The 23,385-nt window shown below is 61.2% G+C and carries 21 protein-coding genes; 12 read left to right on the top strand and 9 right to left on the bottom strand.

All coding sequences use genetic code 11. The annotated features are described in order from the left end of the window. Positions 1 to 219 precede the first annotated feature (219 nt). The 10 genes from BLQ41_RS19160 to BLQ41_RS19115 all read left to right on the top strand — a co-directional run bounded on the left by BLQ41_RS19160 (position 220) and on the right by BLQ41_RS19115 (position 13,405). On the top strand, positions 220 to 576 hold the full coding sequence (locus tag BLQ41_RS19160) for a hypothetical protein (protein WP_090183288.1): 357 nt from the start codon (positions 220 to 222) through the stop codon (positions 574 to 576). Between the two features lie 276 nt (positions 577 to 852). Beyond that, positions 853 to 1,812, top strand: coding sequence for an AAA family ATPase (locus tag BLQ41_RS19155; protein WP_020800601.1), 960 nt, complete (start codon positions 853 to 855; stop codon positions 1,810 to 1,812). A gap of 5 nt (positions 1,813 to 1,817) precedes the next feature. Next, complete coding sequence (locus BLQ41_RS19150; RefSeq protein ID WP_090183286.1) at positions 1,818 to 2,762, top strand: DUF58 domain-containing protein; 945 nt, start codon at positions 1,818 to 1,820, stop codon at positions 2,760 to 2,762. Further along, the gene (locus tag BLQ41_RS19145) at positions 2,759 to 3,253 is read left to right on the top strand and encodes a DUF4381 domain-containing protein (protein WP_090183285.1); all 495 of its coding nucleotides are present in this window, start codon (positions 2,759 to 2,761) and stop codon (positions 3,251 to 3,253) included. Before BLQ41_RS19150 ends, BLQ41_RS19145 begins: the two co-directional genes overlap by 4 nt. Next, a complete protein-coding gene (locus BLQ41_RS19140) occupies positions 3,246 to 4,325 on the top strand; it encodes a vWA domain-containing protein (protein ID WP_090183283.1) in 1,080 nt (359 codons plus the stop codon). Before BLQ41_RS19145 ends, BLQ41_RS19140 begins: the two co-directional genes overlap by 8 nt. After that, positions 4,322 to 6,064, top strand: coding sequence for a vWA domain-containing protein (locus BLQ41_RS19135; RefSeq protein ID WP_090183282.1), 1,743 nt, complete (start codon positions 4,322 to 4,324; stop codon positions 6,062 to 6,064). The genes BLQ41_RS19140 and BLQ41_RS19135 overlap by 4 nt, the downstream gene beginning before the upstream one ends. Continuing rightward, positions 6,061 to 7,701 (top strand): BatD family protein, encoded by a 1,641-nt coding sequence (locus tag BLQ41_RS19130; RefSeq protein ID WP_090183280.1) that lies wholly within the window; start codon positions 6,061 to 6,063, stop codon positions 7,699 to 7,701. Before BLQ41_RS19135 ends, BLQ41_RS19130 begins: the two co-directional genes overlap by 4 nt. Positions 7,702 to 7,929: 228 nt before the next feature. Further along, positions 7,930 to 9,174 carry an exonuclease SbcCD subunit D C-terminal domain-containing protein gene (locus BLQ41_RS19125; protein ID WP_090183279.1) on the top strand — a complete coding sequence of 415 codons (1,245 nt, stop codon included), beginning with the start codon at positions 7,930 to 7,932 and terminating at the stop codon, positions 9,172 to 9,174. After that, positions 9,171 to 12,812 (top strand): AAA family ATPase, encoded by a 3,642-nt coding sequence (locus BLQ41_RS19120; RefSeq protein ID WP_090183277.1) that lies wholly within the window; start codon positions 9,171 to 9,173, stop codon positions 12,810 to 12,812. Before BLQ41_RS19125 ends, BLQ41_RS19120 begins: the two co-directional genes overlap by 4 nt. Continuing rightward, the gene (locus BLQ41_RS19115; RefSeq protein WP_090183276.1) at positions 12,809 to 13,405 is read left to right on the top strand and encodes a glutathione S-transferase; all 597 of its coding nucleotides are present in this window, start codon (positions 12,809 to 12,811) and stop codon (positions 13,403 to 13,405) included. Before BLQ41_RS19120 ends, BLQ41_RS19115 begins: the two co-directional genes overlap by 4 nt. 127 nt (positions 13,406 to 13,532) lie before the next feature. Here the strand turns inward: BLQ41_RS19115 and BLQ41_RS19110 are convergent, their stop codons facing one another. From BLQ41_RS19110 to BLQ41_RS19075, 9 genes are all read right to left on the bottom strand, one after another. Then, positions 13,533 to 13,790: a hypothetical protein gene (locus BLQ41_RS19110; protein ID WP_090183274.1), complete on the bottom strand. Its 258-nt coding sequence runs from the start codon at positions 13,788 to 13,790 to the stop codon at positions 13,533 to 13,535. After that, the gene (locus tag BLQ41_RS19105) at positions 13,787 to 13,999 is read right to left on the bottom strand and encodes a hypothetical protein (protein ID WP_090183273.1); all 213 of its coding nucleotides are present in this window, start codon (positions 13,997 to 13,999) and stop codon (positions 13,787 to 13,789) included. Before BLQ41_RS19105 ends, BLQ41_RS19110 begins: the two co-directional genes overlap by 4 nt. 115 nt (positions 14,000 to 14,114) lie before the next feature. After that, a complete protein-coding gene (locus tag BLQ41_RS31155; protein ID WP_269458060.1) occupies positions 14,115 to 14,240 on the bottom strand; it encodes a hypothetical protein in 126 nt (41 codons plus the stop codon). A 210-nt stretch (positions 14,241 to 14,450) separates the two neighbouring features. Next, complete coding sequence (locus tag BLQ41_RS19100; RefSeq protein WP_090183271.1) at positions 14,451 to 14,630, bottom strand: hypothetical protein; 180 nt, start codon at positions 14,628 to 14,630, stop codon at positions 14,451 to 14,453. A gap of 156 nt (positions 14,631 to 14,786) precedes the next feature. After that, complete coding sequence (locus tag BLQ41_RS19095) at positions 14,787 to 15,962, bottom strand: lactonase family protein (protein WP_090183269.1); 1,176 nt, start codon at positions 15,960 to 15,962, stop codon at positions 14,787 to 14,789. Further along, on the bottom strand, positions 15,949 to 16,245 hold the full coding sequence (locus tag BLQ41_RS19090) for a DUF5629 family protein (RefSeq protein WP_090183268.1): 297 nt from the start codon (positions 16,243 to 16,245) through the stop codon (positions 15,949 to 15,951). The genes BLQ41_RS19095 and BLQ41_RS19090 overlap by 14 nt, the downstream gene beginning before the upstream one ends. A gap of 199 nt (positions 16,246 to 16,444) precedes the next feature. Next, entirely contained in the window at positions 16,445 to 18,025 is a 1,581-nt protein-coding gene (locus tag BLQ41_RS19085; protein ID WP_090183266.1) for an aldehyde dehydrogenase (NADP(+)), read from the bottom strand. Between the two features lie 10 nt (positions 18,026 to 18,035). Next, entirely contained in the window at positions 18,036 to 19,028 is a 993-nt protein-coding gene (araD1, locus tag BLQ41_RS19080) for an AraD1 family protein (RefSeq protein WP_090183264.1), read from the bottom strand. A 153-nt stretch (positions 19,029 to 19,181) separates the two neighbouring features. Next, positions 19,182 to 20,504 carry an MFS transporter gene (locus tag BLQ41_RS19075; protein WP_090183263.1) on the bottom strand — a complete coding sequence of 441 codons (1,323 nt, stop codon included), beginning with the start codon at positions 20,502 to 20,504 and terminating at the stop codon, positions 19,182 to 19,184. 192 nt (positions 20,505 to 20,696) lie between these two features. On the opposite strand from BLQ41_RS19075, the gene BLQ41_RS19070 reads away from it, so the two are divergent. Continuing rightward, the gene (locus BLQ41_RS19070) at positions 20,697 to 22,433 is read left to right on the top strand and encodes an IlvD/Edd family dehydratase (RefSeq protein ID WP_090183261.1); all 1,737 of its coding nucleotides are present in this window, start codon (positions 20,697 to 20,699) and stop codon (positions 22,431 to 22,433) included. A gap of 208 nt (positions 22,434 to 22,641) precedes the next feature. Next, positions 22,642 to 23,370, top strand: coding sequence for a FadR/GntR family transcriptional regulator (locus tag BLQ41_RS19065; protein WP_090183259.1), 729 nt, complete (start codon positions 22,642 to 22,644; stop codon positions 23,368 to 23,370). Positions 23,371 to 23,385 lie beyond the last annotated feature (15 nt).

The following is a 23,385-nucleotide window of genomic DNA, read 5'->3' as shown; positions in this document are numbered from 1 at the left end:
GTACGCAGCTCTCGGCATGCGCCTCGAACAACACTAGCAGTCGTGCAGGAAAACGGGCGTTTTATGCCTGCTTTTACGGCACCTACGTACTCGAAATGACCAGCAACACTTCAAGTGTTCACGACACTTCCTCTGACACTCAGACGAGCAGAAATTCCCGCGGGCTGGCAGAATCGGCTTTTATTGCGTTCATAACGCTCGCCGAGCCAGGAATTACCCATGCAAATGACCACCGCCCTCTTGATCGTCAACCCGTGCGATGACGAAGAAGACAACATGGCCATGCTCTGCTGTCACAGCGATCAGGGCGACATGTTCCTGATGACCCGTTACCCGGACGAGGACGAGCTGGAAATCACCCTCGACGGTGAGCCTTCAACGCTGGACGGCGTGAAAGTCACCCTCAGCCCTACCCGCCTGCTGATCGAAATCGCGGCTGGCGATGCTGATGCGCTCAATGGTGATGATTCGCTGGAGATCACGCACAGCACCGACTCAGCGGATTTGGCCGAAGTGGAAGAAACACTGCAAAACATTCTTAAGGGCACTGGTACCTACATAAGCCAACTGAGCTGACTCCTCCCTTCCGGACACTGATCGTTCCAACGCTCCGCTTGGGAATGCAACCTGTCACGCTCTGCGTCACGACTATAAAGCTGGACGCAGAGCGTCCGATGATGCATTCCCACGCAGAGCGCGGGAACGATCTGTCGTAAGGCGGGGGAACGAGCGTTAATCCGCACTTTGCACAAAATGCCGTTAGTCGCCGCCCCCCGCGATGGATTAAAGTAACGCCCCCAGCCCTGGCGTTATTCGAACGTCTTCGGTCCCCCTTTCCAGGAACAGTCATCGATGGAACATCGTGAAGCGCTGCTAGCGCTGCGAACCTTTCTTTCAACGCAGATTCTAGGCCAGGAAAAACTCATCGAGCGCTTGCTCATCGCCCTGCTCGCCGACGGCCACATGCTGGTCGAAGGTGCCCCTGGCCTGGCCAAGACCAAGGCCATCAAAGAACTCGCCGAAGGCATCGAAGCCCAGTTCCACCGCATCCAGTTCACCCCCGACCTGCTGCCGGCCGACATCACCGGTACGGAAATCTATCGCCCGGAAACCGGCAGTTTCGTGTTCCAGCAAGGCCCGATCTTTCACAACCTGGTGCTGGCGGACGAAATCAACCGTGCCCCGGCCAAGGTGCAATCGGCACTGCTGGAGGCCATGGCCGAGCGTCAGGTCAGTGTCGGGCGCAGCACGTATGAGCTGTCGCCGCTGTTTTTGGTCATGGCCACGCAAAACCCGATCGAGCAGGAAGGCACCTACCCGCTGCCCGAAGCCCAGCTCGACCGCTTCCTGATGCACGTGAAAATCGGTTTCCCGGACGCTGCCGTCGAACGCCGGATCCTGCAACAGGCCCGTGGCGAAGCGCTGAACGGCGAAACCAAACCCGAACGCCGGGTCAGCCAGCAGGCGATCTTCGCCGCCCGCAAGGAAATCCTTGGCCTGTACATGGCCGACGCCGTGGAGGAATACCTGGTGCAACTGGTCATGGCCACGCGCACGCCGGGCAAGTTCGACCCGGAAATGGCCGAGTGGATCGCCTACGGCGCCAGTCCGCGCGGCTCGATTGCCCTCGACCGCTGCGCCCGGGCTCACGCCTGGCTGGCCGGTCGCGACTTCGTCAGCCCGGAAGACATCCAGGCGGTGTTGTTCGACGTGTTGCGCCACCGCATCATTCTTTCCTTTGAAGCCGAAGCTGCTGGCATCGACCAGGACCGGGTGGTCCAGCGGATTCTCGACGTCGTAGCCGTCGCTTGACCCCGATGAACGCCCTCCTGCCGCCCGAGCCGGGCATCCGCGTCAGCCTCTCCGAGCTGATCGAGATGCGCCATCGCGTGCGCGAAGTGCAGCTGTTTTCCACGCCGAGCCAGCGCAGCCCGCTGATCGGCCTGCACCACTCCAAGCTGCGCGGGCGCGGCGTGGACTTCGATCAGGTGCGGGTCTATCAGGCCGGCGACGACGTGCGCACCATCGACTGGCGCGTCACCGCCCGGACCCAGGAACCGCACACCAAACTGTTCCACGAAGAACGCGAGCGGCCGATTTTCATCATGGTCGAGCAAAGCCGCCGGCTGTTTTTCGGCTCGGGACTGATGTTCAAATCGGTGCTCGCAGCTCAAGCGGCGAGCCTGATTGGCTGGGCAGCCCTAGGCCATAACGACCGCGTGGGCGGGCTGGTATTCGGCGACAACGAGCACTACGAGATCAAACCCCGGCGCAGCAAGCAAAGCCTGCTGCAGTTGCTCAACCGCCTGGTGCGGGTCAACCAGTCGCTGCACACCGAGACCGAGCAGCACCGCGATTCGCTCAACCTGGCCCTGCGTCGCGCACGGGAAGTGCTGCGTCCTGGCAGTCTGGTGATCGTGATCTGCGATGAACGCGCCTTGACCGAAGGTTCCGAGCAGCAGCTGAGTTTGTTGTCGCGCCATTGCGACCTGTTGCTGCTGCCGCTGTCCGATCCGCTGGACCACGCCCTGCCCGCCGCCGGGCTTTTGCGCTTTGCCGAGCGAGGCGCGCAGCTGGAACTTGACACGCTCAATTTCGACCTGCGCCAGACCTACCGCGCCCAGGCCGAAGCCCGCATCGCCCGCTGGGAACTGCTCGCGCAGAAGTTGCGGGTCTTGCTGATGCCGCTGAGCACCCAGAGCGAAATGGTCGAGCAGCTGCGCGAGTACTTGAACCCACAGAAACCGGGGAAAGGTCGATGAGCAGCCTCGATCAATTGCAACCGCTGATCACCCCGCCCCCCATCGATTTCTGGCCACCCGCGCCCGGCTGGTGGCTGCTGCTGTTGTTGCTGCCGCTGATCGGTTTCGGACTGTGGAAGGCGCGGCGCTTCATTCCGAACAAACGCCCTGTCGTGCGTGCCGAACAACCGCTGGATCCGGTGCGTATCGCCGCGCTGGCCGAACTGGCGCGGATGCCCAAGCCTTATGACGGCGCACCGGCCGGCGCCTGGCTGCAGCAACTCAACGGCTTGCTCAAGCGCCTGTGCCGCAACCATTACCCCTACAGCCAGAGCCACACTCTCAACGGGCGCAAATGGCTGGCGTTCCTCGACAACCGCTGCCCAGCCGCCGGCCTGACCCGCTGGATGGTGCTGGTCGAAGGCGCCTACAAACCCGAATGCAAACTCGACGACAAGGCCATCGCCGGCCTGACTCAAGCCGTCGACACCTGGATTCGCAAACATGTTTGAGTTCGCCTGGCCGTGGATCTTCGTCCTGCTGCCGCTGCCCTGGCTGATGCGCATCCTGCTGCCAGTGGCCGACAGCGGCGAACCGGCGCTCAAGGTCAGTTTCCTCAACGACCTCGAGGGTCTGGCCCGTCGCCGCGCCCGGGCCAACCTGCCGGCATGGCGTCAGCAAGCACCGTTCATCCTGCTGTGGCTGTTGTTGCTGATGGCTGCCGCTCGCCCGCAATGGCTGGGCGAACCGCTGCCGATCGCGGCCAGTGGTCGCGATTTGCTGGTGGCGGTGGACGTGTCCGGCTCCATGGATTTTCCCGACATGCAGTGGCAGGACGAAGACGTCAGCCGCCTGTCGCTGGTCAAGCATTTGCTCGGTGACTTCCTTGAAAGTCGCGAAGGCGACCGCGTCGGCCTGATCCTGTTCGGCAGTCAGGCTTACCTGCAAGCGCCGCTGACGTTCGACCGGCACACCGTGCGCGTGTGGCTCGACGAAGCGCGCATTGGCATTGCCGGCAAGAACACCGCCATCGGCGATGCCATCGGCCTTGCTCTCAAGCGTCTGCGCCTGCGTCCGGCGCAAAGCCGCGTGCTGATCCTGGTCACCGACGGCGCCAACAATGGCGGTGAAATCGACCCGCTCACCGCAGCACGTCTGGCGGCCAGCGAAGGCGTGAAAATCTACCCGATCGGCATCGGTGCCGACCCGGAGCAAAGCGGTACATTAGGGTTTCTTGGGGTCAATCCGAGCCTGGACCTCGACGAGCCGGCCTTGAAGGCCATCGCCCAAGCCACGGGCGGCCAGTATTTCCGCGCCCATGACGGCAAGGAATTGCAGGCGATCAAGGACACCCTCGACAAACTCGAACCGGTGACCCAGCAGCCGACTCAGGCCCGCCCGGCTCAGGCGTTGTATCACTGGCCCCTGGCGCTGGCGCTGCTGCTGAGCATGTTGCTGGTGGTGCGCGAGCGTTGGCCGAATAACCCGCTGCAGCGACTGTTTACCAAGGATCTGTTTTTGCAAACGCAATTGCCCGACTGGCGCCAGCGGCTCAACCGCCTGCGCCTGCGGAGGCGCCGATGAGTGCGCTGTGGCCGTACTGGTTCCGTCCTTGGTGGCTGCTGTTGTTGCCCGTTCTCGGCTGGTTGCTCTGGCAGCTCTGGCATCGGCAGAAACGTGCCGGACGCTGGCAGATGATTCTGCCACCGGCCTTTCACGCCGCGTTGCTGAGCGGTGGCAGCGGTCGCGACAGCAAACTGCCATGGATCACCCTGGGAATCGCCTGGGTTCTGACCGTTCTGGCCCTGTTGGGACCGAGCTGGCAGCGGGTCGAACAAATCAGCCAGAAACCCGCCGACCCGGTGGTCGTCGTGCTTGAACTGACCCCGGAAATGCTCGCCACCGACGTCGCCCCAAATCGACTGGAGCAAGCCCGGCGGAAATTGCTGGACCTGCTGCAAAACCGCAGCGACGCCCAGACGGCCATTGTCGTCTATGCCGGCAGCGCCCACACGCTGGTACCTTTGTCGGATGACCTCTCCACCAGCCGCAACCTGCTGGACGCGCTCAAGCCTTCGCTGATGCCCGTGACCGGCCATCGTGCCGATCTCGCGGTGACCAAAGCCCTGTCCCTGCTCCATCAGGGTGATTTGGGCGAAGGCCGAATCCTGCTGATCGGCTCAACCCTGACCGAGCTGGAACGCGAAGGTATTCAACAGGCGCTGGATGGCAAATCGACACAGTTTCTGATGCTTGGCATCGGCACTGCTGAAGGGGCGCCGGTGGCGCAGGAGGACGGCAGTTTCCTCAAAGATGATCAGGGCGCGATTCTGGTGCCTCGCCTGGACAACCCAAGCCTGAAAGCCTTTGCCAACGACCTTGGCGGGCGATATCACCAGGCGCGTCTTGACGATTCCGACCTGCGCGGGCTCGGCCTGCTCGACGGTCCACGCAATCTGCGCAACGACGGCCAGACCCTGCGCCTCGACACTTGGGCCGATCAGGGTTACTGGTTGCTGCTACCGTTGTTGTTGCTCGCTGCGTGCGCCGGTCGCCGCGGCTGGTTGTTCTGCCTGCTGCCGCTGTTGCTGGCGCTGCCGCAACCGAGCTATGCCTTCGATTTTGAAGACTTGTGGCTGCGCCCCGATCAACGCGGCTTGCACCTGCTCAAGCAAGGCCATCCGGCGAAGGCCGCGCAGCATTTTGAAGACCCGCAGTGGCAAGGCGTGGCGCTCTATGAAGCCGGCGACTACGCCGGTGCCGCCCAGCGGTTCGCCGAAGGCAACGACGCCCACGCCCACTACAATCGTGGCAACGCCCTGGCCAGAAGCGGCGAGCTGGAAGCGGCGCTGGATGCTTACGATCAAGCGTTGGAGCGCCAACCGGATTTGCGCCCGGCACAGACCAACAAGGCCCTGGTGGAAAGCCTGCTCAAGCAGAAAAACACTCCGCCACCGGTTGAGCCGGACAAAAACGCAGACGAGCAAACCGACACAGCGGCGCAAGAACCACCGCCGGGAACCACCACGCAGCCATCGGACAGTGGCGAACCGCAAACCGAGGCCCAGCAAGCCGCATTGGAGACTAATCAGTCGTCCACCACGCCGCCCAAACCGGGCACCAATGAAGTCCCGGGCAGTGAACTGGGGGATGAGCAAACCACCACGCCGCCGCTGCGCCCGGCCAACGACAACATCGATGGCGAACAGCGTCAGGCGCTTGAGCAATGGCTACGCAAAATTCCCGATGACCCGGGTGAATTGCTCAGGCGTAAATTCTGGTACGAACAGCAACAACATCAGGATCAGGGAAAAACTCGATGACCCGCTTCACCCTTTTTATCCTCGCGCTGTTGTTCTGTGCCGTTCAGGCCCAGGCGGTGGAACTGGTCGCCAGTGTCGACCGCAGTCGCCTGAACTCCGGCGAGACGGTCGAACTGACTCTTGAATCCAACGACGTGACGCAGTTCGGCAAGCCAGATCTGGCGCCACTGGAGCCGCAGTTCGAAGTGCGCGGCACCCGCCAGGTCAACCAACTGACGACTCTCAACGGCGATAACCGCGCCACCACGCGCTGGATCATCACCCTGCTGCCCAAGGAAAATGGCAGCGTGACGATTCCTTCGTTGCAGTTGGGCGAGGTCCAGAGCCAGCCGATCACCCTGCAAGTGGTCGAAAGTGAAACCCAGGACACCGCAAACAAACTGGCCCCGGTGTTCATCGATGCGAGCCTCGACCAGACCAGTGTGTATGTACAGGCCCAGGCCATCCTGACCTTGCGCATCTACCATTCGGTGTCGCTTTACGACGACAGCAGCCTGACCCCGCTGCAGATTCCAGACGCGCGCATTGAACAGTTGGGCGAGACACGCACCTACGAAAAAGCCATCAACGGTCTTCGCCATGGCGTGATCGAAATGCGCTATGCGATTTATCCGCAGCTAAGCGGTGAGTTGACCATCCCGGCGCAGATGTTCAGTGCCACGCTGGTGGACGCCCAGCCCGCCCAGGACGCTGCGACCCAAACGCCCAAAACCGGCAAACTGATGCGCGTCAGCTCTGCGCCGATTCTGCTGACAGTGAAAGCCAAGCCCATTACGTACCCGGCCGACATGCCGTGGCTACCGGCGCGCAGCCTGGACCTGAGCGAAAGCTGGAACCCGGAACCGGACCACACGCAAGTCGGTGACTCGCTGACCCGCAGCCTGACCATGAAGGCCGAAGGCCTGGCCAGTTCGCAGTTGCCGCCGTTGCCCGCCACGGACGTCAACGGCCTGCGCCGCTACCCGGATCAACCGGTGTTGAGCAACCAAAGCACCGAACGCGGTTTGGTCGGCCACCGTGAAGATCGCGAGGCCCTGGTGCCTGGCCGCAGTGGCGCCATCGAGCTGCCAGCGGTGGACGTGGTCTGGTGGAACACCTTCGAAGACCATCTGGAACACAGCAGCCTGCCCGCCCGAACCCTGCAAGTGGCGAACAACCCAAGCCTGGTTGTCGACACCCCGGCCAGCGGCGCCCAACTCACGTCCACGGCCGACAGCGAAGCCCTTTGGCGCTGGAAACTCAGCACCCTGATCCTCGCCTGCACCACCCTGCTGGGCTTCGGCCTCTGGTGGCGGGCGCGCTGGCAACCGGCAATATCACGCGCCGCGCAGGCCGGCCCAAGCCCGCGCACGGTGCTCGATGAACTCAAGCGCGCCTGCCAAGCCAATGACCCGCACGCCACCCGCCAGGCCCTCGACGCCTGGGCCCGGCAACAACCGGAAACCCTGGCCGACATGGCCGCCCGCTTCGTGCCGCTGTCCGATGCACTGGACGGCCTGAACGGCGCGCTCTACAGCGAAACCGGCCAGTACTGGCAAGGCGAAGACTTGTGGCGGGCGATCAAGGCGATCCCGATTGCCGAGCGGGTTCATGACCCAGTGGGTGACAGTGGGTTGCCGCCGTTGTATCCGAAGTAAGATCGCGTCACCGTTCATCGCGAGCAGGCTTGCTCCCACATTTGGAATGCATTCCCCTGTGGGAGCGGGCTTGCCCGCGATGACGACCTAAAAATCACCAGACAGCTCAAGTCGGGGCAAAAATAACGGCCCTGATGCGCCCAATCGACGGTTTGCCAGTAAACTCTCTCCCCTTTCGCCGCCATCATTTTCCTCGCGGCCATTACCTTATTTCCTACGGAGTTCGCCTTGCGTCTGTTTCACACCTCCGACTGGCACCTTGGGCAGAACCTGCACGGCCAGGACCGCGATTTCGAGCACGGTTGTTTTCTTGAATGGCTGTTGCGCCAGCTGAAGCTGGACCAGCCCGACGTGCTGTTGATCGCCGGCGATATCTTCGACACGGTCAATCCGCCGGTCAAAGCCCAGGAACGCCTCTACGAATTCATCGTCAGCGCCCACGAGCAGCAGCCGCTGCTGACCATTGTGATCATCGCCGGCAACCACGACTCCGGCTCGCGGATCGAGCTGCCAGCGCCGTTGATGCGCCGTTTGCGCACTCACGCGCTCGGTCGGGTGTTGTGGCTGGATGACGGCCAGCTGGATGCCGAACGGCTGTTGCTGCCGTTGCCAGATGCCAGCGGCGAGATTGCCGGCTGGTGCCTGGCGCTGCCCTTCCTGCGCCCGGCTGAAGTGACGGGTGCGCAGCTTGGCGATAACTACCTGCGCGGTATCGGTCAGGTTCATGAATGGCTGATCGAAGCCGCCAATGCCAAACGCAAGCCGGGGCAGGCGCTGATTGCTATCAGCCATGCGCACATGGCGGGCGGTTCGGTGTCGGAAGACTCCGAGCGCAGCCTGATCATCGGTAACGCCGAGGCCCTACCCGCCAGCCTGTTCGGGCCGAGCATCAGCTACGTCGCCCTCGGGCATTTGCACAAACCGCAGAAAGTGAACGGTGAAGAGCGCATTCGCTACAGCGGCTCGCCAATTCCGCTGTCGTTCTCGGAAATCGGTTATCAGCATCAGATTCTCGACGTGAAGCTCGATGGCGAAACCTTGGTCAGCGTCGAACCGAAGCTGATCCCCCGCGCCGTGAACCTGCAACGCATTGGCCCGGCGCCCTTGGCGGAGATCCTGCTGCAACTGGCTGACCTGCCGAACATCGATTTGCTCGCCGATATCCAGCGCCAACCGTGGCTGGAAGTGCGCGTGCGTCTGGACGAACCGCAACCCGACTTGCGCCATCAAGTGGAAAGCGCCCTGCAAGGAAAGGCCGTGCGCCTGGTGCGCATCGCCGCCGAATACGCCGGCAACGGCAGTCGCGAGGGCGTCGATGACGGCACCGCGTTGATCGAACTGGACCAACTGACGCCACAGGAATTGTTCAGCCGCGCCTGGCAGGACAACTACGGCAGCGAGGTTGATGAGCAAACGCTGAAGGACTTTGCCGAGCTGTTGCAAGACGTGCAGACGGAGAGCGAACAACCATGAAGATTCTCGCGATCCGCCTGAAAAACCTGGCCTCGCTGGCCGGACCTTTTGAAATCGACTTCACCGCCGAACCGCTGGCCAGCGCCGGCCTGTTCGCAATCACCGGGCCTACCGGCGCGGGTAAAAGTACGCTGCTTGACGCCTTGTGCCTGGCGCTGTTTGGCGCCGTACCTCGGTTGAGCAATGCCCAGGTTTCTGCCAAGGCGCCGGACGCCGATGGCGAAATCAGCACCGGCGACCCACGCACATTACTGCGTCGCGGCACTGGTGAAGGTTATGCCGAAGTGGATTTCGTCGGGATCGACGGCCGCCGTTACCGCGCGCGCTGGGAAGCCAATCGCGCTCGGGAAAAGGCCGGCGGCAAGCTGCAAGCCAGCCGTCAGAGTCTGCGCGACATCGATCAGGATCAATTGCTGGCCAGTCAGAAAGTCGAGTTCAAGACCCAGCTCGAAGCCGTGCTGGGTCTGAACTTCGAACAGTTCACCCGTGCCGTGCTGCTGGCCCAGAGCGAGTTCAGTGCCTTCCTCAAGGCCAACGACAACGAGCGTAGCGAACTGCTGGAAAAGCTCACCGACACCGCGCTCTACACCCGCCTCGGTCGGCGCGCCTTCGACAAAGCCAAGGAAGCCCGTGAAGCGCACAAGCTGTTGCAGGATCAAGCCACAGGCGTGACGCCGCTTTCACCCGAAGCCCGGGCCGAGCTCGATGAGCGTTTCAACGAAGCGCAGCAGCAGCTCAAGACCCAGCAGGCACAGCTCAAGCAACTTGAATTGCAGCACACCTGGCTCAAGGACTTGCGTCAGTTGCAGGATGAGCAACAGAGCGCCACCGAGCAGTTGACCAGTGCCCGGCAACATTGGGAAAGCCTGGCCGGCGAACGCCTGAAGCTGACGCGGCTGGAACAACTGGCCCCGCAACGGCACCAGTTCGCCCGCAAGACCGAGCTCACCGCTCAGCTCACACCGTTGGCGGCGCAGATTCAGCAGCACACTCAACAGCAGATCGAGCTGAACGCACGTCAGGCGCAACTCGAACAGAGCCTGAGCGCTGCGCAGACGGCACTGATCGAAGCCCAACACCAACACACATCCAGCGCGCCGTTGCTGCGTCAGGCGTTCGAAGCACAAAGCGCCCTCGCCCGCCTGGTCAAAGACGTCAGTGTCAGCGCCGACCTCAAGCAGCAAGCGGAGCTGGCCTGCACTCAGGGACAAACCACGATTCAAGGTTTGCTCGAGCAGCAACAGCAAGTGGCCGCACGTCTGCAGCGGATCGCCGGGGAGCTTGAGCAAAGCGCGCATCTGGCGCCATTGAGCGATGCGTGGAACGCCTACCGTGATCGCCTGCAACAGCTGATGTTGATCGGCAATCGCTTGAACAAGGGCCAGGCCGAGTTGGCTGCGCTGGAGCAAAGTGCCGCCCGCGCCAGCGAAGAACTGGCCACGCAAAAACAGAATCTGGAAGTGCTCTACAAAGAGGCCGGGGCCGAGCCCGAGGCTGTGGCTGAACAGATCCAGCTGTTGGGCAACCTGTTACAGGACAACCGCAAACAATTGCGCGCGTTCGAAGAGCTGACGCGGCTGTGGGCCAGTCAGCAGGAGATCGACAAGCGTGGCGCAGATCTTCAGCAGCGCCAGCTCACTGCTCAGCAGGAACGTGATCGCCTGACACAGGACGGGGTGAAGACCAAGAACGAATTGGTCGTCGCCGAACAGACCTTGAGCGTCACTCGCGAATTGCTGGAACGCCAGCGTCTGGCCCGCAGCGCCAGCGTCGAAGAACTGCGCGAACAGTTGCAGGATGATCAGCCATGCCCGGTCTGCGGCAGCCCTGAGCATCCATATCACCAACCCGAAGCGTTGCTGCAAAGCCTCGGGCGTCATGATGAAAGCGAGCAGGCCAACGCGCAAAAAGCAGTTGACCTGCTGAAAGAAAAGCTCACCGATCTGCGCGCTGAAGTCGGCGGCTTGATCGCGCAACAGAAAGAGCTGTTGCAGCAACAGGACCAACTCGCCACCCAGCAACAAGGCCTGACGCCGAGCCTGCAAGCGCACCCATTATCCGCTCAGTTGCTGGCGCAAGACGCGATCAAACGCGATGCCTGGTTGAACCAGCAAAGCAGCCAGTTGAATCAGAGCATTGCCCAGGACGAACAACGCCAGACCGCGCTGCTCACCCTGCAACAAGACGCCGCCCGCCTCGCGCAGCAATTGCGCAGTGCCGAAGCGGCGAGTCTGCAAGCGAGCCAACACCTGAGCAATCAGCAACGCGAGCTGAGCAGTGATCGCCAGCGTCTGGATGAAGAACTCAGCGCATTCAGCACCCTGCTCCCGGCCGAAACCCTGGAGGCCTTGCGTCACGAACCGGCCGCTACGTTCATGCAGCTCGACCGGCAGATCGCCCAGCGTCTGGAACAACTCGAGCAGCAACGCGATGAACTCGGCGAACAGCAACAACGTCAGCAGACGCTGGAAAAGGAACAGGACCGCCAACTGGCCCGCGCCCAGGCACTGGACGCGGCGCAACAGCAGTTCAGCGTCCTCGCCGAGCAACAACATGCTTGCCAGCAGCAACTGGCGCAACTGCTCGGCGAACACCGCAGCGCCGAACACTGGCAGCAGCAACTCGATCAAGCCGTCGACCAGGCACGCAACGCCGAAGTCACGGCCAGTCAGGAACTGCAAACCGTGCGCACGCGCCTGGTCGAACTGGCCGCCGAGCTCAAAGCCAAGCAAGAGCGCCTGCTGGCCCTGGAAACCGAAGACCGCGAGCTGAGCGCGAAGATCGCCGACTGGCGAGCCTTGCACCCAGAACTGGATGACGGCGGTCTGGAGGCTCTGCTGAGCGTCGACGACCAGCAGGTCAGCGAACTGCGCCAGCAATTGCAGCAAAGCGAAAAAGCCATCGAACAAGCCAGCGTGCGCGTGCAGGAGCGCGATCAGCGCCTGCTCAATCATCAGGCGCAGCACAACGGCAATCTCGACGCCGAGCAGTTGGCAACGGCACTGACCGAGCTGCAAAACCTGTTTGCAGCCAGCGAACACCGCTGCGCCGAACTGCGCGCGGAACAGGCAGAGGATCAGCGTCGGCAGAACGCCAATCAGGCCCTGGCGCAGCAGATCGCTGACGCCTACGCCGAGTACCAGCGCTGGGCGCGTTTGAATGCGTTGATCGGCTCAGCCACTGGCGACACCTTCCGCAAGATCGCCCAGGCCTACAACCTCGATTTGCTGGTGCATCACGCCAACGTGCAGTTGCGTCAATTGGTGCGGCGCTATCGCCTGAAACGCGGCGGCAGCATGCTCGGATTGCTGGTGATGGACACCGAAATGGGCGACGAACTGCGTTCGGTGCATTCATTGTCGGGTGGCGAGACGTTCCTGGTGTCGTTGGCTTTGGCGCTTGGTTTGGCGTCGATGGCTTCCAGCACGTTGAAAATCGAGTCGCTGTTCATCGACGAAGGCTTCGGCAGCCTCGATCCGGAATCCCTGCAACTGGCCATGGACGCCCTCGACGGCTTGCAAGCGCAGGGCCGCAAGGTCGCGGTGATCTCCCATGTGCAGGAAATGCATGAGCGGATTCCGGTGCAGATTCAAGTCCAGCGCCAAGGCAACGGCCTGAGTACCCTGGAGGTGAAATGAATACGCTGTATTCGTTCCGCCGCTGCCCTTATGCCATGCGTGCGCGCATGGCCCTGCGCTACTCGGGTGTTGCGCTGGACATTATCGAAGTGAGCCTCAAGGCCAAACCGGCCGAGATGCTCGCGCTATCGCCCAAGGGCACGGTGCCGGTGTTGAGTGTCGATGGCCAGGTCATCGATGAAAGCCTGGCGATCATGCGCTGGGCCTTGGCGCAGAACGATCCGCAAGACTGGTTGCTCAAGGATGATCCTGCCGGGAAAACGCTGACTGCCGCGCTGATCGAAGAGAACGATCAGGTGTTCAAGCTGCACCTCAATCGCTACAAATACGCCGAGCGTTATCCCGAACAACCAATGACGGTTTATCGGGCTGAGGGCGAGGTGTTCTTGCGCAAGCTGGATGAGTTGCTTGATGGGCGTGATTACTTGCTGGCCGAGCATCCGACGCTGGCGGATGTGGCCCTGATGCCGTTCGTACGGCAATTCGCCCATGTTGATCGCGAGTGGTTTGCACAGACGCCTTACGTGCGGTTGCAGGCCTGGTTGCAGCGGTTTCTGGAGTCAGAGTTGTTCACCACCGTGATGACAAAGTAGAACGCGGTCAATGTAGGAGCTGTGTAGGAGCTGTCGAGTGAAACGAGGCTGCGATCTTTTGACTTTGTTTTTTACAAGCAAGATCAAAAGATCGCAGCCTCGTTTCACTCGACAGCTCCTACAGGGTTCACGCGAACACTTCGCACATCTTCAGCACCGAGCAATCGACGTGGAACGGTCCGAAGAAATCGACTTGGCGTTTCATCGGTGGATTGCCGACCGGCAGCCCAATGGCTTTGGCCGTTTCAATGTTACGCGCCAGGTTGTGATTGGCTTCTATCGAGCGGGCGACGGACCCTGCCGAACCTTGCCCGAACCCCAACAGCGAAGCGCCATTGGTCATGAATGCCAGGAAGGCAATGACCCAGAGTTTGCCCCCTTTCATGCCCCTGCCACTCCCGCCAGTTCTGAGTGATCGATCATCACGTTTTGAGCGCGGTGTTCGAACTGGATGGCGGGATAAGCGACCTGAATCGGCGCTTCGAAGGTGTGTTGCGACTGTGCCGAAATGCTGACCACCAACACCATGGTCACATAGAGACCTATGGCCAGGTAGGCGCCGTATTTGGCAGAAGTAATGATTGAGCTGGCCATGGTGTTCTCCGTGGGCATGTTTCAGAGCCCACAGAATCGATCAAAAAAGCTGTGATAACCACTCAGCGTTATCCATAGTCACCATCAGCTTCGTTGATCATTAAGCCAGTCTATTTCAGTCTTCAATAAAACTCATCAAGCGCTCACGGGCCGCATCCGGCTCGTCTGGAACGGGCTGGGCAGCCGAAAGAAGGGGGGTGGAATAGAGAAACAGAAGAACCACTGCCAGACGCATCGCCATGCTGCCGATCCTTGTTATTAGAGTATGAGTCAAAAAAACAACGTCAAATCTAAACGCATGGCTATGTGATATCAAGCGCTGCGGTGATGGCTATGTGATGCTGTCGTAAACGCGTTATGCAGGAGCGACATCACTCATCGTCTTTCGAAGCATTCAGTTCGATCGGCGCAAGTGACTTCACTCCTGCATAAAAGGTGCAGGGCTGGAATTTCAGGCTTGGGTCTTGTGATCCAATGCGGCGTAGAAGTTGGCGCTTTGTTGCAGGTATTTCTGGGTGTAGCTCTGGGTGTGGGATTTTTTGTCGTTGATTTCAACGTTGGCGCTGGCTGGCAGAGCAACGGTGGCAGAGATGGCGGAAGCAGCGATGATGGAGAAGAGATTGAAGTTCATGTCGGTATTCCTCGGAGTCAGTTGGCTTGCATGCCCGGTGGGGCCGTGAAGCAAACTTAACCTCCGAGGAACGACGCCTTGAAATGCTTTGTAGCATTACCAGATATCAGCGTCGTTGATACAAGGATGCAGGCCCTATTAATCGGGGCCTGCGGCCTATTGACGCACCAGGAACTTGAGGTCACTCGGCGCATCCATCGGCAGCTTTTGTACGGTTTTACCCAGCAGACCGGTCTTGGCATCGCGTTCGACGACGATAATCTGGTTGCTCTTCTGGTTGGCAATCAGCAAGAACTTGCCGCTGGGGTCAAGACTGAACTCCCGCGGGTGGTCACCTTCGACCGAACGACGCTGCAGCTCTTTGAGATGCCCGGTCGCAGGATCGATGGCGAACACCAGCAACTGATTGGCGGTGCCACGGTTGCTGACGTACAGGAACTTGCCATCGGCAGAGGCGTGAAGTGCCGCCGCGGCCTTGTCCGATGTGGGCTGGCCGGATGCGAGGTCGACCATCTGCGTTTGTTCAAGCTTGCCGTCCCGGTAATCGAACACAGCCACTTGAGCACTCATTTCCATGGTCAGCCAGGCATGTTTGCCATCCGCGCTGAACAGCAAATGACGCGGCCCACTGCCGGCCGGCAACTGCACGGACGCCGGCGTGGCCGCCGTCAACGGCAGCTGCGGGTTGGCCTTGGGGTCGAAACGGTAGACAAAGATCTTGTCTGCCCCCAGGTCATTGGAAAACACGTAATGGCCGTCGGGCGATGAGACGGTCGAATGCACATGCGCCGACATCTGCCGCTCGGGATTGACCCGACTCGAGGGATGACTGCTCATCTGCACCACGGGTTTGAGCGCGCTATCGGCGCCCACCGGCAACACCGCCAGCGTGCCACCCGGGTCCTCAACCACCGAATAGTTGCTCACGAACAAATGGCTGGCATCAACGCTGAGGCTTGAATGGGTCGGCTCGTTACCCAGGCTTTGAACCTGATTGATCAGGCTTATCGCATGGGTCTTGGGATCGATCGCATAACTGCTGACGCGCCCGACGGGGTCTTTTTGTCCCGGGCCGTTTTCGTTGACCACGAACAGATGACGCTGGTCCTTGGACACGGTCAGCCAGGACGGGTTGTCGCTCTTGACCACTTGCAGCGGCTTGGGGTCGATCTGCCCGGTGGCGCTGTCGAATTTCAGGCGATAGATGCCCTGACTCTGCCCCGCCGTGTAGGAGCCGACCAGCAATTGATAGTCTTCGGCCAATGCCGCCTGAGCGCCCATTGCGCCAATGCTGCCGGCCATCAACAGCGGCCAGAGATTACGCATCCTCATTCGCTTCTTCCTCGTCGTCATCACCGCGAATTGCGGTCATGCACACCAACCGGTGCTCGCCGGAAGTACCGGTGATCAGCCAGCTTTGCAGGGTAGGATCGAAGGTCGCGGCCTCGACCTCGGCCGGGGTGAACTCCCAGTGTTTTGACACGCGGCCGTCGAGGCATTCGATGTGCAGATTGTCGTCTTCATCGAGGGAGAATTCGAAGGCGTGAAGCCCGTCGATTTCCACCATATCGCAATGTTCGAGGGTGGCGAGCAAGGTGTCGGTTGCGGCAGTCATGGCAGTCAATCTTTGAATGGGAAAGACGCAATGATAGCTCAATGTGAGAGCGGCCCCGTGCCTGTCACAAAACTCACTGACGACACTAAAACTGTGGGAGCGGGCTTGCCCGCGATAGCGATTGAACAGTCAACATTGATGTTGATAGTTAGTCCGTCATCGCGGGCAAGCCCGCTCCCACAGGGGTGGTGTTTAGCTGTCAGAGGGCATCGCGTGATGGCTTGCCGTCCACCAGACGCTGGATTCGCAGTGGGTTAGCGTTCTTCAACGCCTCCGGCAGCAGACTGTCCGGATAGTTCTGGAAGCACACCGGACGCAAGAAACGGTCGATCGCCAGCGTGCCCACCGACGTGCCGCGCGCATCGGAAGTGGCCGGATACGGCCCGCCGTGGACCATCGAATCGCAGACTTCCACCCCGGTCGGATAACCATTGAGCAAGATCCGTCCGACCTTTTGCTCGAGCAATGCCGTCAGCTCGCCAAACTGCTCGAAGTCAGAAGGTTCGCCAATGATCGTTGCCGTCAGTTGCCCATGCAGGCCGTTCAACGCGGCATTGAGTTGCGCTTGATCGGCGACTTCGACGAACACCGTGGTCGGGCCGAAGACTTCTTCCTGCAAGACCTCGTCACCATTGATCAACAGGCTGACATCGGCCTTGAACAATTGCGGCTGGGCCTGATTACCTTGTTGCGCGCTGCCGGCCAGATGCGTGACGCCTCGGTGCGCGAGGAGTTTTTGCAGGCCTTTGCCGTAGCTGCTTAACGTCCCGGCGTTGAGCATGGTTTGCGCAGGTTGATCATTGATCAGCCCAGCGACCTGTTGCACGAACGCAGTGAACTGCGGCGAGGCAATACCAATCACCAATCCCGGGTTGGTACAGAATTGGCCACACCCCTGAACCACGGAGGCCGTCAGGTCGCGGGCGACGGTTTCAGCTCGAGTGGCGAGGGCCTGCGGTAAGACGATCACCGGGTTGATGCTCGACATTTCGGCGAACACCGGAATCGGTTGTGGGCGCGCAGCGGCCATGTCGCACAGCGCGCGACCGCCCTTGAGCGAACCGGTAAAGCCGACCGCCTGAATGGCCGGGTGCTTGACCAGCGCTTCGCCAACACCGCCGCCGTAGATCATGTTGAACACGCCAGCCGGCATGCCGGTTTTTTCCGCAGCGCGGATGATCGCGTCAGCGACTCGTTCCGCGGTGGCCATATGACCGCTGTGGGCCTTGAAAACCACCGGGCAACCGGCGGCCAATGCCGAGGCGGTGTCGCCACCGGCCGTGGAAAACGCCAAGGGAAAGTTACTGGCGCCAAACACGGCGACCGGCCCCAAGGCAATGCGGTATTGGCGCAGGTCCGGACGCGGCAGCGGTTGGCGATCGGGCAATGCCTGATCGATCCGCGCACCGTAAAAATCGCCACGGCGCAACACTTTGGCGAACAGACGCATCTGGCCGCTGGTGCGACCACGCTCGCCTTGAATGCGTCCGGCAGGCAGCGCGGTTTCACGGCAGACCAGCGCGACAAACTCATCACCCAAAGCGTCGAGTTCATCGGCCACGGCATCGAGAAATTGCGCACGACGCTCGGCGCTCAGACTGCGATAAGCCGGATACGCGGCGGCGGCAGCCTTGGCGGCGGCATCGACTTCTTCGGGCGTGGCCTGGAAGAAATCGTGTGGCAACGCTTCGCCGGTGCTGGCATCAAGGCTCTGCAGCTTGAGCGAGCCGGCGGCGCTGCGCTGGCCGCCGATGTAGTTGTGACCAAGAATCTGGGTCATGCCTGTCTCCTTAAAGGGTGCCGATGGTGCCGGGCTCGAACGCCGCTTCAACCGGTGCTATCCCGTTGATCAATGGCGCGCCGAACTCGGCCTGACTGATCTCGAACACGTCACCCGGTTGGGTGCGAATGCCGTCGGCAAAGGACAGGGTCGCGGTGCCGAAGAAATGAATGTGTACGTCCCCCGGACGCAGGAACTGGCTGTACTTGAAATGGTGATACTCGAGGTTTTCCAGGCTGTGGCACATGTTGGCCTCGCCGCTGAGAAACTCGTTCTGCCAGAGCACTTCACCGTCGCGCAGGATGCGGCTGGTGCCGGCCAGGTGCTGCGGCAGCTCGCCGACGCGAAGTTCCGGGCCATAGCTGCAACTGCGCAATTTGGAGTGCGCCAGGTAAAGGTAGTTCTTGCGCTCCATCACATGGTCGGAAAACTCGTTGCCTACCGCAAAACCGAGGCGATACGGTTTGCCGTCGTGGCCGATGACGTAGAGACCGCTGATTTCCGGTTCTTCACCGGCGTCTTCGGCAAAGGGCGGCAGCGGGAAAGGTTTTCCCGGACGCACGACGATGCTGCCATCGCCCTTGTAGAACCATTCCGGTTGCACGCCGGCCTGACCAGCCAACGGTTTACCGCCCTCCACGCCCCATTTGAAGATGCGCATGGTGTCGGTCAGCGCGGCTTCATCGCCGGCCTGCTGATGCATTTTGTCCCGCGCCGAGGCACTGCCCAAATGGGTCAGGCCGGTGCCACTGACCAGCATGTGCGCCGGGTCCGGGTGGTCCAGTGGCGGCAGGATCTGCAAGTTGGCCAGCAGTTGTGCATAGTCATGGCTGATGCCCAGGCCCAGGGTTTTCACCTGTTGCTCAAGATTCACGCCCGCTTCGATCGCCGCCAACGCCAGGTCGCGCACCGTGCGCGCGTCCTGCACTTCGCGCACCTGCCCTTCCTCGACGACACCGATCCGGCGCTCGCCGTTACTCAATTCGAACTGAACTAAACGCATGAATTTTCTCCTGTGTATTCAGAACACCTCCGCCCCCTGTGGGAGCGGGCTTGCCCGCGATTGCGATCTGTCCGACACATCAATGGTGAATGTGCCGCCGTCATCGCGGGCAAGCCCGCTCCCACAGAGTCGGTGGTGATTGTCTGTTTCGTGTCAGGTACGGCTCGCGCCTCGTGCACTGGCCGCAAACTGGTCCGCAGGCAGCACATGCTTGCGCTCCAGCAGGCGATAAACCACGCCGGTCAACACCAGCCCGAACACCATCACCCCCGACAGGAAATACAGCCCCGACGCCAGGTTGCCGGTGTATTCCTTCAGCGCACCAATCACGAACGGACCGATATAGCCGCCCAGGTTGCCTACCGAATTGATCAACGCGATCCCGGCCGCCGCACTGGCGCCGGCAAAGAAACGACCCGGTAAGGTCCAGAACACCGCCGTGCAGGAAAACAGCGCGAACGCCACCAGGCACAACGCCGCCAGTTGCAGCACCGGCAAGGTCAGCCAGGCGCTGAGGAACAAGCCGATGGCGCCCAACACGTAAAGCACCGCCAAGTGGCCGTAGCGATCATTCAGACGATCGGAACTGCGCGGAATGATCAGCAAGCCAATGATCCCGAAGATGTACGGCACCGAAGACACGAAACCGGTCACCAGGTCAGTCCCGCCGAACTGTTTGATCAATGTCGGCAGCCACAAGCCCAAGCCATAAATGCTCAACGTCACCGGCAGATAAAACAGCGCCAGCAACAACACGCGTTTGTCTTTCAGGGCGTGCAGCGGATTGCCATGACGAGTCTGGCCGTAGGTCTCAAGGTCTTTTTTCAGTTCGCCGGTCAGCCAGTCCTTCTCGGCCTGGTCCATCCATTTCACCTGTTGCGGGCCATCCGGCAGGTAACGCAGCACCGGCCAGGTCAGCAGAATCGCCGGTGTGCCAATGACGATGAACAACCACTGCCAGCCGTGCAGACCAAGGGTCCCGTCCATGCCAAGCAGGCCACCGGACACGGGGCCGGTGATCATCATCGCGATGGGTTGGGACAGGATGAACAGCCCGAGGATCTTGCCGCGATGGCGAACCGGAAACCATTGGGTGATGTAGTAGAGAACGCCCGGGAAGAACCCGGCCTCGGCGGCACCGAGCAGGAAGCGCATCACATAGAAGCTGTGTGGGCCCTGGACGAAAGCCATGCCGATGGTGATCGCGCCCCAGGTGATCATGATCCGCGCAAACCAACGGCGGGCGCCGAAGCGTTCGAGCATCAGGTTGCTGGGGATTTCCAGCAGGAAGTAGCCAATGAAGAACAGCCCGGCACCGAGGCCGTACGCCGCATCACCGATGCCGATGTCCGCGCCCATGTGCAGCTTGGCGAAGCCGACCGCAGAGCGATCCACATAGGCAATCAGGTACAGCAGGATCAGGAAGGGAATCAGTTTCAACGTGATGCGACGAATAAGCCGCAGTTCCTGGCTCATGAGATCGGTCTCCGATTGTTGTTGTTATAGAACCTCGGGGGCCGCCTCTCGCCAAAACTGCCAGGGCCATCCCTCCGTTGAAAACGACTATATAGTAATACTAATTACCCAACAACACTTCCAAATGGCCGAATTTGCGCTTATGTTACGCCTTAGATTGAACAATATAGTTATACAATAAGAGAATCGATCATGTCTGATAAGAAACCCACCCTGCGTTCCGCCCAATGGTTTGGCACCGCCGACAAGAACGGCTTCATGTACCGCAGCTGGATGAAGAATCAGGGCATCGCCGACCACCAGTTCCACGGCAAGCCGATCATCGGCATCTGCAACACATGGTCGGAACTGACCCCATGCAACGCGCATTTCCGCCAGATCGCGGAGCACGTCAAACGCGGGGTGATCGAGGCCGGTGGTTTTCCTGTGGAATTCCCGGTGTTCTCCAATGGCGAATCGAACCTGCGCCCCACCGCCATGCTGACGCGCAACCTGGCGAGCATGGACGTTGAAGAAGCCATTCGCGGCAACCCGATTGACGGCGTGGTGCTGCTGACCGGTTGCGACAAAACCACCCCGGCGCTGCTGATGGGCGCCGCCAGTTGTGACGTGCCGGCCATCGTCGTGACCGGCGGACCGATGCTCAACGGCAAGCACAAAGGCAAGGACATTGGCTCCGGCACCGTGGTCTGGCAGCTCAGCGAGCAAGTCAAAGCCGGCACCATCACCATTGACGATTTCCTGGCGGCCGAGGGCGGCATGTCCCGCTCGGCGGGCACTTGCAACACCATGGGCACCGCGTCGACCATGGCCTGCATGGCCGAAGCACTGGGCACTTCCCTGCCCCATAACGCGGCGATTCCAGCCGTGGATGCGCGCCGTTATGTGTTGGCGCACATGTCCGGCATGCGCGCCGTGGAAATGGTGCGCGAGGACTTGCGACTGTCGAAAATCCTCACCAAGGAAGCCTTCGAAAACGCCATCCGCGTGAACGCGGCCATCGGTGGTTCGACCAATGCCGTGATCCACTTGAAGGCGATTGCCGGGCGCATCGGCGTGGAACTGGACCTCGATGACTGGACCCGCATCGGTCGCGGCATGCCGACCATCGTCGACCTGCAACCGTCCGGGCGCTTCCTGATGGAAGAGTTCTACTACGCCGGTGGCTTGCCCGCCGTGCTGCGCCGCCTCGGCGAAGCCAACCTGATCCCCAACCCGAACGCCTTGACCGTGAACGGCAAGACGCTGGGCGAGAACACCAAGGACGCACCGATCTACGGCGAGGACGAAGTGATCCGCACCCTCGACAACCCGATTCGCGCCGACGGCGGGATCTGTGTGTTGCGTGGCAACCTGGCGCCACTCGGTGCGGTGCTCAAACCGTCCGCCGCCAGTGCCGAGCTGATGCAACATCGCGGCCGTGCGGTGGTGTTCGAGAACTTCGACATGTACAAGGCGCGCATCAACGATCCGGAACTGGACGTGGATGCCAACTCGATTCTGGTGATGAAGAACTGCGGACCGAAGGGTTATCCAGGCATGGCCGAGGTCGGCAACATGGGCTTGCCGGCGAAATTGCTGGCCCAAGGTATAACGGACATGGTGCGCATTTCCGATGCGCGCATGAGCGGCACCGCGTATGGCACGGTGGTGTTACATGTGGCACCGGAGGCGGCAGCCGGCGGACCTTTGGCGACCGTGAAGGAAGGTGACTGGATCGAGCTTGATTGCGCCAACGGACGCCTGCACCTGGACATTTCGGACGCGGAACTGGCCGCGCGCATGGCCGACCTGCAACCGCCACAGCAATTGATCGTGGGCGGTTATCGTCAGCTGTACATCGACCATGTGCTGCAGGCGGATCAGGGTTGCGATTTCGACTTCCTGGTCGGCTGCCGCGGTTCCGAAGTCCCGCGCCACTCTCACTGATCACCACCAACCCCTGTGGGAGCGGGCTCGCCCGCGATAGCGGTGGATCAGTCGCCATCACCGCTGAAAGTGATGGCTCCATCGCGGGCAAGCCCGCTCCCACATGGGCTCTACGTTCCTTTCAAGACTGCGCTTGCTCTGGCGACCGTGCGCGCCGCGCCTGCTATCATGCGCGACACCTCCATCGCACAGGATCGCGCCGTTCCCCATGGATTACCGCAAACCCTCCGACCGCAAAAGCATGCACTCGCGCATCGTCCAGGAACTGGGCATGCAGATCGTTTCCGGGCGCTTCAAACCGGACGACAAACTGCCCGCCGAAGCCCTGCTGTGTGAGGAGTACGCGGTCAGCCGCCCGGTGCTGCGCGAAGCCACTCGCGTGCTGGTCGCCAAGGGGTTGGTGTATTCCCGTCCGCGCGTCGGCACCGTGGTCAAGCAGCGCAAGGAATGGCACATGCTCGACCCGGACGTACTGCACTGGCTGATGCAAAGCAGCCCGCAGAATGAATTCTTCGATTTGCTGACCAGTGTGCGCAGCATCATCGAACCGGCCGCCGCCGCCCTCGCCGCGCAATTCGCAACCGACGCCGACATCGCCTCCATCGGTGAAGCCTACCAACGCATGGAAGCGGCGCCGACCCCTGAAGCGCTGTTGCAACCAGACCTGGATTTCCACAGCCGCATCGCCGATGCGACCCACAACGACCTGTTGGCCAACCTGTGCAACATGTTGGCGGTGGCGATTGCCGAAGCGTTGAAGCATTCCAACCAGCGGCCAAACCTGCATGAACTGGCGTTGCCACGGCACAAGGCGATTCTGACCGCGATCGAGAACCGTGATGCGCTGGGCGCACGGCATGCAACGCTGGTGCAGCTCGATGATGCGCGCAGTGCGCTGAACGTGGTGCTGGGCAGCGATCCAGCGAACCAACACTGAACCCTGTGGGAGTGA

It is taken from the genome of Pseudomonas arsenicoxydans, from assembly GCF_900103875.1.
Taxonomy (GTDB): Bacteria; Pseudomonadota; Gammaproteobacteria; order Pseudomonadales; family Pseudomonadaceae; genus Aquipseudomonas; species Aquipseudomonas arsenicoxydans.
The sequence above is the reverse complement of the archived record's forward strand: the minus strand, read 5'-3'. Positions and strand labels throughout refer to the sequence as shown.

What these genes read in the sequence shown, in the direction of transcription:
- BLQ41_RS19160 (WP_090183288.1), top strand. Translation starts at nt 220, where the DNA reads ATGCAAATGACCACCGCCCTCTTGATCGTCAACCCGTGCGATGACGAA.
- BLQ41_RS19155 (WP_020800601.1), top strand. Translation starts at nt 853, where the DNA reads ATGGAACATCGTGAAGCGCTGCTAGCGCTGCGAACCTTTCTTTCAACG.
- BLQ41_RS19150 (WP_090183286.1), top strand. Translation starts at nt 1,818, where the DNA reads ATGAACGCCCTCCTGCCGCCCGAGCCGGGCATCCGCGTCAGCCTCTCC.
- BLQ41_RS19145 (WP_090183285.1), top strand. Translation starts at nt 2,759, where the DNA reads ATGAGCAGCCTCGATCAATTGCAACCGCTGATCACCCCGCCCCCCATC.
- BLQ41_RS19140 (WP_090183283.1), top strand. Translation starts at nt 3,246, where the DNA reads ATGTTTGAGTTCGCCTGGCCGTGGATCTTCGTCCTGCTGCCGCTGCCC.
- BLQ41_RS19135 (WP_090183282.1), top strand. Translation starts at nt 4,322, where the DNA reads ATGAGTGCGCTGTGGCCGTACTGGTTCCGTCCTTGGTGGCTGCTGTTG.
- BLQ41_RS19130 (WP_090183280.1), top strand. Translation starts at nt 6,061, where the DNA reads ATGACCCGCTTCACCCTTTTTATCCTCGCGCTGTTGTTCTGTGCCGTT.
- BLQ41_RS19120 (WP_090183277.1), top strand. Translation starts at nt 9,171, where the DNA reads ATGAAGATTCTCGCGATCCGCCTGAAAAACCTGGCCTCGCTGGCCGGA.
- BLQ41_RS19115 (WP_090183276.1), top strand. Translation starts at nt 12,809, where the DNA reads ATGAATACGCTGTATTCGTTCCGCCGCTGCCCTTATGCCATGCGTGCG.
- BLQ41_RS19110 (WP_090183274.1), bottom strand. Translation starts at nt 13,790, where the DNA reads ATGAAAGGGGGCAAACTCTGGGTCATTGCCTTCCTGGCATTCATGACC.
- BLQ41_RS19105 (WP_090183273.1), bottom strand. Translation starts at nt 13,999, where the DNA reads ATGGCCAGCTCAATCATTACTTCTGCCAAATACGGCGCCTACCTGGCC.
- BLQ41_RS31155 (WP_269458060.1), bottom strand. Translation starts at nt 14,240, where the DNA reads ATGGCGATGCGTCTGGCAGTGGTTCTTCTGTTTCTCTATTCCACCCCC.
- BLQ41_RS19100 (WP_090183271.1), bottom strand. Translation starts at nt 14,630, where the DNA reads ATGAACTTCAATCTCTTCTCCATCATCGCTGCTTCCGCCATCTCTGCC.
- BLQ41_RS19095 (WP_090183269.1), bottom strand. Translation starts at nt 15,962, where the DNA reads ATGAGGATGCGTAATCTCTGGCCGCTGTTGATGGCCGGCAGCATTGGC.
- BLQ41_RS19090 (WP_090183268.1), bottom strand. Translation starts at nt 16,245, where the DNA reads ATGACTGCCGCAACCGACACCTTGCTCGCCACCCTCGAACATTGCGAT.
- BLQ41_RS19085 (WP_090183266.1), bottom strand. Translation starts at nt 18,025, where the DNA reads ATGACCCAGATTCTTGGTCACAACTACATCGGCGGCCAGCGCAGCGCC.
- araD1 (WP_090183264.1), bottom strand. Translation starts at nt 19,028, where the DNA reads ATGCGTTTAGTTCAGTTCGAATTGAGTAACGGCGAGCGCCGGATCGGT.
- BLQ41_RS19075 (WP_090183263.1), bottom strand. Translation starts at nt 20,504, where the DNA reads ATGAGCCAGGAACTGCGGCTTATTCGTCGCATCACGTTGAAACTGATT.
- BLQ41_RS19070 (WP_090183261.1), top strand. Translation starts at nt 20,697, where the DNA reads ATGTCTGATAAGAAACCCACCCTGCGTTCCGCCCAATGGTTTGGCACC.
- BLQ41_RS19065 (WP_090183259.1), top strand. Translation starts at nt 22,642, where the DNA reads ATGGATTACCGCAAACCCTCCGACCGCAAAAGCATGCACTCGCGCATC.